The sequence below is a fragment of the Nocardioides sp. genome, assembly GCF_047607365.1.
GTDB lineage: Bacteria > Actinomycetota > Actinomycetes > Propionibacteriales > Nocardioidaceae > Nocardioides.
The window spans coordinates 1-5,264 of sequence record NZ_JASGDD010000076.1 but is presented as its reverse complement, the minus strand read 5'-3'; the positions used below and the strand labels follow the sequence as shown (position 1 = coordinate 5,264).

General features: G+C 72.1%; 5 protein-coding genes. All 5 read left to right on the top strand.

The window, feature by feature from the left end:
• Positions 1-1,105: efflux RND transporter periplasmic adaptor subunit (locus QM572_RS06135; protein WP_415091122.1), on the top strand; the 1,105-nt coding region annotated here is incomplete at its 5' end.
• 54 nt (positions 1,106-1,159) lie between these two features.
• Positions 1,160-1,879, top strand: a complete 720-nt coding sequence (locus QM572_RS06130; RefSeq protein WP_415091120.1) for a response regulator transcription factor — start codon at positions 1,160-1,162, stop codon at positions 1,877-1,879.
• A 12-nt stretch (positions 1,880-1,891) separates the two neighbouring features.
• Entirely contained in the window at positions 1,892-3,337 is a 1,446-nt protein-coding gene (locus tag QM572_RS06125; protein WP_415091118.1) for a sensor histidine kinase, read from the top strand.
• Positions 3,334-4,500, top strand: coding sequence for a quinolinate synthase NadA (nadA, locus tag QM572_RS06120; protein ID WP_415091116.1), 1,167 nt, complete (start codon positions 3,334-3,336; stop codon positions 4,498-4,500). Before QM572_RS06125 ends, nadA begins: the two co-directional genes overlap by 4 nt.
• A 116-nt stretch (positions 4,501-4,616) precedes the next feature.
• A complete protein-coding gene (erpA, locus tag QM572_RS06115; protein ID WP_415091114.1) occupies positions 4,617-4,970 on the top strand; it encodes an iron-sulfur cluster insertion protein ErpA in 354 nt (117 codons plus the stop codon).
• The last annotated feature ends 294 nt before the right edge of the window (positions 4,971-5,264 follow it).

Below are 5,264 nucleotides of genomic sequence, written 5' to 3'. Positions count from 1 at the left end.
GGCCGCCGCCGCGGCGCAGCAGGCGGCCACGGAGCTCGCCGCGCAGCAGACGGCGGTCACCGACGCCCAGACCGCGGCGACCACGGCCCTCCAGGACGCCAAGGACGCGCTGGCCGCCGAGAACACGACCTGCACCGCGGACCCGACCGCCCAGGCGTGCACCGACGCGCTGTCGGCGGTCCAGGCCGCGCAGGAGAAGGCGCAGACCGCGCAGCAGGATCTCCAGGACGCGCTCGCGACCCTCACGAAGACCCTCGGCAGCAGCTCGAGCACGACGTCGGGCGGCTCCTCGACGAGCGGCAAGTCGTCGTCCAGCAGCTCGAGCAGCTCCAGCAGCTCCAGCAGCGCGTCGAGCGCCACTCGGGAGATCACCGCGTCCGACCTGGCCAACGACCAGGCCGACATCGACTCCGCGGAGGCCGACCTGATCTCGGCCCAGCAGGACCTCGAGGGAGCCGTCATCACGGCGCCGTTCAGCGGCACCATCGGCTCGCTCTCGGTCGCGAAGGGCGACAGCGCCTCGGCGGGGAGCGCCATCGGCGTCCTGCTCGGCTCCGGCCAGACCACGGTGGAGGTGTCGGTCAGCGCGACGCAGGCCGCGACGCTGGAGGAGGGCCAGACCGCCGAGGTCACCCCCGCCGGCGCGGCCGACGCGCTCCAGGGCGAGGTCACCCGGGTCAGTCACGTGGCCAGCACGAGCGACACGTCCAGCTCCTCGACGTACCCCGTCGTCATCACGCTCGACGACACCGGCCTGACCCTGCCCAACGGCACGACGGCGTCGGTCGCGATCGTCGTGGGCACCTCCACCGACGTGCTCACGGTGCCGACCAGCGCGATCTCCGACGGGGTGGTGCTGGTGGTGGAGAACGGCGTGACGACCCGCACCCGGGTCACGACCGGGGTCGTGGGCACGACCCGCACCGAGGTCACCGACGGCCTGGAGAAGGGACAGCAGGTCGTGCTCGCCGACCTCGACGAGGAGGTTCCCACCAGCAGCACGTCGAGCAGCTCCACCCGCGGCTTCGGCAGCAGCAGCGGCGGCTTCGGAGGCGGTGGCTTCAGCGGCGGCGGAGGCATGGGTGGCGGCCCCGGGGGTCGCTGAGGTTTCGCAGATCTCTCACAGGAAGTTCACAGGCGAGGAGTCGAGGATGACGACATGTCCACGAGCACTCTGACCCGCGGCGACGGCTCGCCGCTGCGGGTCCTGGTGGTCGACGACGAGATCAACATCGCCGAGCTGGTCTCGATGGCGCTGCGCTTCGAGGGCTGGGAGGTCCGCGCCGCGCACACCGGCTCCGACGCGGTGAGCGCGGCGCGCCAGTTCGGGCCGGACGCGGTCGTCCTCGACATCATGCTGCCCGACATCGGCGGGCTGGAGGTCCTGCGCCGGATGCGGGCCTCGGACCCCGACCTGCCGGTGGTCTTCCTCACCGCGAAGGACTCCGTCGAGGACCGGGTCGCGGGCCTCACGGCGGGCGGCGACGACTACGTCGTCAAGCCCTTCTCCCTCGAGGAGGTCGTGGCCCGGCTGCGGGGCCTGATGCGGCGCGCCGGGGCCCGGCGCGGACCCACCACGGCGGTCCTGACCGTAGGAGACCTCGTCCTCGACGAGGACAGCCACGAGGTGTGGCGCGGGGGAGAGGCGGTCAAGCTGACCGCGACCGAGTTCGAGCTGCTGCGCTACCTCATGCGCAACCAGCGCCGGGTGCTGTCGAAGGCCCAGATCCTCGACCGGGTCTGGAACTACGACTTCGGCGGCCAGGCCAACGTCGTCGAGCTCTACATCTCCTACCTGCGGAAGAAGATCGACGTCGGCCGCGAGCCGATGATCCACACCCTGCGCGGTTCGGGCTACGTGCTGCGCCCCACCGTGTGATCATGTCGTGACATGAAGCTCACGCTGACCACGCGCCTGGTCGTCACGGCCGTCGTGCTCGTGGTCGGCGTGTCGTCGGTCATCGCCGTCCTGACGACGGTGGCGATGAAGAGCTACCTCACCTCCCGCCTGGACCAGGACGTACGCCGGTCGGTGCGGATCTTCGCGGCCCAGGCCGACACCGACCAGCCCGGCGGTCCCGGCCCCGGCGGGCGCTACCAGCCGCCGCGGACCCTCAACGCGGTCATCGTCGGCGACCGTCGCGAGGGACAGGTGCTGGGCGACACGCCGGGGGCGCAGAGCACGCTCAGCACCCGCGCCCTCGCCCGGCTGGCCGAGCTGCCCCGGGACCAGGCGGTGCACGGCGTCAGCGTCCCCGGCCACGGCTCCTACCGCGTGGCGATCCGCGAGGTCGAGCTGGCCTCCGGCGGCGGGGTCGCCTCCGGCGTACTCGTCACGGGGCTGCCCACGACCGACGTCGACGCCGCCACCTCCTCCCTCATCAGGTGGGAGATCGCCCTGGTGCTGCTCGGCCTGCTCGCCGCCGCCGCCACCGGCCTCCTCCTCGTACGCCGTCAGCTGCGTCCGCTGCGCGACGTCGCCGCGACCGCCCACTCGGTGGCCGACCTTCCCCTGGCCACCGGCGACATCGGGACCCTGGAGCGGCTCCCGGCCGGGCTGACGGACGAGCGCACCGAGGTCGGCCAGGTCGGCGCGGCCCTCAACACGCTCCTGGAGCACGTCGAGAGCTCGCTCGCGGCGCGCCATCGCAGCGAGCAGCAGGTCCGGCAGTTCGTCGCCGACGCCTCCCACGAGCTGCGCACCCCGCTCACCACGATCCGGGGCTACACCGAGCTCGCGCGGGCGCGGCCCGAGACCGTCGCGACCGCGCTCGCGAAGGTCGAGGAGGAGTCCGGCCGGATGACGACCCTCGTCGAGGACCTCCTGCTCCTGGCCCGGCTGGACTCCGGGCGACCGCTCGACGCCGAGCCGGTCGACCTCACCCGGCTGGCGTTCGAGGCGGTCGTCGACGCCCAGGTCCTCGCGCCCGACCACGCCTGGGTGGTGGCGGCGCCGGACGAGCCGGTCGAGGTCACCGGCGACGAGCTGCGGCTCCACCAGGTGGTGACCAACCTGCTGACCAACGCCCGGCGCTACACCCCGCCGGGCACCGTCGTGACCGTCGCGGTCACCGACGGCGGTCTCAGCGTGCACGACGACGGCCCCGGCTTCCCGGCCGGGCTCGACCCGTTCGAGCGCTTCGTCCGCGGCGACGCCTCCCGGAGCCACGACGCCGACACCGGCGCCGGCCTCGGCCTCGCCCTGGTGAAGGCCATCGTCGGCGCCCACGGCGGCAGCGTCTCCCTGGCGAGCGTCCCCGGCAGCACCACCATCACGGTCGCGCTGCCGCCGGCTCGTCCGGTCGCCGTCAGGCCGCCGACTAGAATCGGCGTGTGACGACCGTCGACCTTCCGCTGCTGCCCCTGGGCCGCGGCATCGATCTCGACTCCGAGCGTGGAGTCGAGTGCCCCGGCGACCTGCCGGCCGCCTCCGACCCCTCCCTCGTGGCGCGCGCTCGCGCGGCCAAGGAGGCGCTCGGCGACCGCGTCTTCGTGCTCGGGCACCACTACCAGCGCGACGAGGTCATCCAGTTCGCCGACGTCACCGGGGACTCCTTCAAGCTCGCCCGCGACGCCGCGGCCCGCCCGGACGCGGAGTTCATCGTCTTCTGCGGCGTGCACTTCATGGCCGAGTCGGCCGACATCCTCACCTCGCCGGCCCAGCGCGTGATCCTGCCCGACCTGGCCGCCGGCTGCTCGATGGCCGACATGGCCCGGCTGCTCCAGGTCGAGAAGGCGTGGGCGGCACTCGAGGAGGCCGGCATCGCCGACGACGTCGTGCCCGTGACCTACATGAACTCCTCCGCCGACATCAAGGCCTTCTGCGGCCGTCACGGCGGGGTCGTATGCACCTCGTCCAACGCCCAGACCGTGCTGGAGTGGGCCTTCGAGCGCGGCTCCAAGGTGCTCTTCCTGCCCGACCAGCACCTCGGCCGCAACACCGCCGTCCTCAAGCTCGGCATCCCGTTGGAGAGGAACGTCGTGTGGGACCCGCTCAAGCCCGACGGCGGCCTCACCCGGGAGCAGCTCGAGGACGCGACGATGATCCTGTGGAAGGGGCACTGCTCGGTCCACGGCCGGTTCTCCCCGGACACGATCGGCGAGCTCCGCGCCGAGATCCCCAATCTCCAGGTGATCGTGCACCCCGAGTGCCAGCACGAGGTGGTGCTCCAGGCCGACCTCGTCGGCTCGACCGAGTTCATCATCACCACGATCGAGAACGCGCCGCCCGGCTCGGCCTTCGCCGTCGGCACCGAGCTCAACCTCGTCCAGCGCCTCGCGCACGCCCACCCGGACAAGCGGATCGTCTTCCTCGACCGCAACGTCTGCTACTGCTCGACGATGAACCGCATCGACCTGCCCCACCTCGTCTGGGCGCTCGAGTCGCTCGTCGCCGGCGACGTGCCCAACGTGATCGAGGTCGACCCCGACACCGAGCACTTCGCCCGGCTCGCGCTGGAGCGGATGCTCGAGCTGCCCGGCAAGACGCACAAGGACTGAGCACAAGGACCGAGCGATCGAACGCGTTCGACGTGGCTCGCACGGCCGGGAATACACAGGCCTGTGCGACACTTGTCCCTACGTACGACGACCGCACCCACCCTCAGGGAGCCAGCATGACCGACACCACGTTCGAGCACCGCACGGACAGCATCAACATCAGCCGTGAGGCGGCCGCGAAGGTGAAGAGCCTGCTCGAGCAGGAGGGCCGCGACGACCTCGCGCTCCGCATCTCGGTCCAGCCCGGTGGCTGCTCCGGCCTGCGCTACCAGCTCTTCTTCGACGAGCGGACCCTCGACGGCGACGTGACCACCGACTTCGACGGCGTCAACGTCGTCGTCGACCGGATGAGCAGCCCCTACCTCAACGGCGCGACGATCGACTTCGTCGACACCATCGAGAAGCAGGGCTTCACGATCGACAACCCCAACGCCACGGGCTCCTGCGCCTGCGGCGACTCCTTCCACTGATCTGCGCCGCCCGGCACGCACGCTCGCGGCGTTGTCGTCGGTCGGCGGCCGCTTCGCTCCAAGGCCGCCTTCCCTCCTCCGCCTTGCGATCGCACGCGCCGGACGACGCAGATGCCGCCCGGGCGACAGACGAAGCCCCCGCCGACCGGCGGGGGCTTCGTCGTTGTGAGGGAGGGGAGGGTTGGTCAGTCGAGCTCGTAGGAGCTGTGCGCCGAGAGGGCGGAGAGCTCCTCGAAGCGGTGCTCCGGAGCGGTCCGCGGGTGGGGCGCGCGTGCGGCCGGCGCGGGCAGCCGG

Coding starts and splice junctions, on each gene's coding strand:
- QM572_RS06130 (WP_415091120.1), top strand. CDS start 1,160: ATGTCCACGAGCACTCTGACCCGCGGCGACGGCTCGCCGCTGCGGGTC.
- QM572_RS06125 (WP_415091118.1), top strand. CDS start 1,892: ATGAAGCTCACGCTGACCACGCGCCTGGTCGTCACGGCCGTCGTGCTC.
- erpA (WP_415091114.1), top strand. CDS start 4,617: ATGACCGACACCACGTTCGAGCACCGCACGGACAGCATCAACATCAGC.